The sequence below is a fragment of the Longimicrobium sp. genome (genome assembly GCF_036554565.1).
In the GTDB taxonomy this organism is placed as follows: Bacteria; Gemmatimonadota; Gemmatimonadetes; order Longimicrobiales; family Longimicrobiaceae; genus Longimicrobium.
In genome coordinates this window covers 1-3,268 of record NZ_DATBNB010000616.1, presented here as the reverse complement: position 1 = coordinate 3,268, position 3,268 = coordinate 1, and the positions used below count along the sequence as shown (strand labels likewise).

2 protein-coding genes are annotated in these 3,268 nt (G+C 73.1%); both read left to right on the top strand.

Annotation, left to right across the window (positions count from 1 at the left end):
- On the top strand, nt 1–883 hold an 883-nt coding region (locus VIB55_RS17135; RefSeq protein WP_331877888.1), incomplete at its 5' end, for a thioesterase domain-containing protein.
- A 120-nt stretch (nt 884–1,003) separates the two neighbouring features.
- A partial coding sequence (locus VIB55_RS17130; RefSeq protein WP_331877887.1) for an amino acid adenylation domain-containing protein occupies nt 1,004–3,268 on the top strand: 2,265 nt, incomplete at its 3' end.

Genomic DNA, 3,268 nt, shown 5'->3' with positions numbered 1-3,268 from the left:
CGCGCACCCGACGCTCTACGAGCTCGCGGCGCGGCTGCAGGGCGACGGCGAGTGGTTCGGCACCAACCACGCCATCCCGATCCGGGAGACCGGCTCCGAGCGCCCCCTGTTCGTGACGCACGACGCGCTGGGGGTCGTCTTCTACGGGCAGATCCTCCGCCCGCACCTGGACCCGGAGATCCCCGTCTACGCCCTGCCGGGCCCGCTCAACGACACCGACGAGCTCGAATCCCTGGACGACCTGGTGACCCGGCTGGTGCGGATGATCACCGAGGTGCAGCCGGAGGGGCCGTATCGCGTGGCGGGGTGGTCCGCGGGCGGAGCCTATGCCTACGCCGTGGCGGAACGGCTGGTCGGAGCGGGTCAGGCGGTGGAGTTCGTGGGGCTGCTGGACACCATCTACCCGGGCCCCATGCCGGTGCCGGACTCGCCGATGATGCGGCAGCACCGGGTGCTGGGGGTGCTGTCGTGGGCCACCGGCGAGATGCGGCCGACCCCCGAGGCGCTCATGGCCCTTCGGGCGGATGGCGAGGGGCTGGACATGGCGGGCTTCATCGCGGCGTGCAAGGCGCGGGCGCTCCTTCCCGAATCGGTCACCGTGGAGCGGGCCGAGCAGGTGGCTCTCCGGCTGGACCTCCTGGAGCGCAGCTACGAGGAGATCGTCCCCGGGCCGCTCCCGGCTTCCGTCCACATCTTCAGCACCGACGCCGCCGAGGCGTCGGGCGACCCCCGCCGCGGCTGGAACGACCTGCCGGGGGCCCGCCCGTTCCAGCTGGTGCGCGTTCCGGGTGACCACAACACCATGTGGTCCAAGGGGAACGTGGAGGTGCTGGGGGCGGCAATCTCCCGCGCGGTTCACGCATCCGCCGCGGGCGGGGGCTGAGGCCCGGGGGCGCCGGCGCCCTCGCGAACCACGTGAGATGGAACGACGAAGGACACTGCGGGGCACCTGGGGCCCGCGGTTTTACGTACCGGTCGAGATTTTCTGAAGGGATACAGATCCATGGACGTGCTTGCTGGTCGTACATCCTCCACTTCGCTGCCCGTGGCGGTGATGGAGGGCGGGCTGCTGCGGCAGCAGGCGGAGTACTGGCGGGAGACGCTGGCGGATGCCCCGGAGCCGCTGGAGCTGCCGGCGGACCGCCCGCGCCCCGCGCAGCCGGACCCCGCCCGGGCCTTCGTCCGGCTGGAGCTGGACGCGGCGCTGGCTGCTGCTCTACGCACGCTCGGAGAGCGCCACGGTGCGCACGTTTCCACGACCCTGCTGGCGGGGTGGGCCGCGGTGCTGGGACGGCTGGCGGGGCAGACGGACCTGGTGATCGGGTGCTTCGAGAACGCGCTGCCGGTGCGGGTGGACCTGTCGGGCTCGCCCACGGGCGCGGAGCTGCTGGGGCGGGTCGATGCGCGGGTGCGTGGGGCGCTCGGGAACCAGGACCTTCCCTGGGAGCGGGTGGTGGAGCTCGTGCAGCTTGACGGCGCCGCTTCGGCCACGCCGCTCTTCCGCGCGGCGTTCGCGTGGCGGGATGCGCCTGGGAACGCGGAGCTGCCCTCCCCGTGGAGCGACGCGGCGGGCGTGGAGCCGCGCACCCCGGACGGGCTCGACCTGTCCCTCGAGCTCTGGGAAGACGAGGGCAGCGTCGCGGGCCAGGTGCTGTTCGCGACGTCGCTGTTCGACCCGGAGACGGTGGAGCGCTACGCGGGATACCTGCGCCGGATGCTGGCCGGGATGGCGGCGGATGAGAACCGGCCGGTGGACCGGCTGCCGCTGCTCTCGGCCGAGGAGCGCAGGCTCGTCACCGAGGAGTGGAACCGCACGGAGACGCCGTACCCGGCCGACTCGTACATCCACGAGCTCTTCGAAGCGCAGGCCGCGCGCACGCCCGACGCGGTGGCGGTGGTCTTCGAAGACCGGGAGCTGACGTACGCGGAGCTGAACGCTCGCGCCAACCGGCTGGCGCATCACCTCCGCGCCTTGGGCGTGGGCCCCGACGTGCGCGTGGGGATCTGCGTGGAGCGCGAGCCCGAGCTGGTGGTGGCCGTGTTCGGCGTGCTGAAGGCGGGGGGCGCGTACCTGCCCTTGGACCCCGCCTATCCGCGGGAGCGGCTGCTGGACATGGTGCAGGACAGCGCCCCGGTGGTGATGCTGACGCAGGGGTCGCTCGCGGGACGGCTGGCCGGGCTGGACGTGCCCCTGCTGTCCCTCGACGGCGACGAGGCGTGGTGGGCGGGGCAGCCGGACACGAACCCGGAGCGCGCGGCGCTGACGCCGGACCACCTGACGTACGTGATCTACACCTCGGGCTCCACGGGCCGGCCCAAGGGCGTGATGATGACGCACGGGGGCGCCTCCAACCTGCTGCACTGGTACCTGGGCGCCACCGCGATGACGGAGCGCGACGCGGTGCTGGTCGTCACCTCCTTCAGCTTCCACCTGACGCAGCGGAACCTCATGGCTCCGCTGTTCGTGGGCGGCCGGGTGCACCTGGCGCGCAAGCCGTTCGAGCCGCAGAGGATCACGGCGCAGATCGTGGCGTCGGGCATCACCATGATGAACCTGACGCCGACGGGGTTCCAGGCGCTGGTCGAGGCGGACGGGGGGAAGGCGATCGGCGGGCTGCGGATCGTGGTCTTCGGCGGGGAGCCGCTGTATCCGCGGCAGCTGGCGCGGGTGCCGGAGCCCCGTCCGGTGTTCCTGAACCCGTACGGCTCCACCGAGGCCACCGGGATCACGGCGCACCACTACGCGCGGGCAGACCTGTCGAGCTACTCCAGCCGCTCCATGCCGCCGGGCCGCCCCATCGCCAACGCCCAGATCTACGTGCTGGACGGGGCCGGCGAACCGGTGCCGGTGGGGGTGACGGGCGAGCTGTACCTGGGCGGCGCCGGAGTCACGCGCGGATACCGGCGGCTCCCCGGGCAGACGGCGGAGCGCTATCTCCCCGATCCCTTCGGCACGCAGCCCGGCGCGCGGCTGTACCGCACGGGCGACCTGGGGCGGTGGCTGCCGGACGGGACCATCGAGTTCATGGGCCGTGCCGACTCGCAGGTGAAGGTGCGCGGGTTCCGCATCGAGCTGGGCGAGATCGAGGCGCGGCTGGCCGAGCACCCGGCGGTGCGCGAGGCGGTGGTGGTGGCGCGCGATGGGCAGGTGGGCGACCCGCGGCTGGTGGCCTACTACACGGGCGACGGTGCGGCCGCGGCGGTGCTGCGCGCCCACCTGGCCGAGCGGCTGCCGGAGTACATGGTGCCGGCCGCGTTCGTCCACATG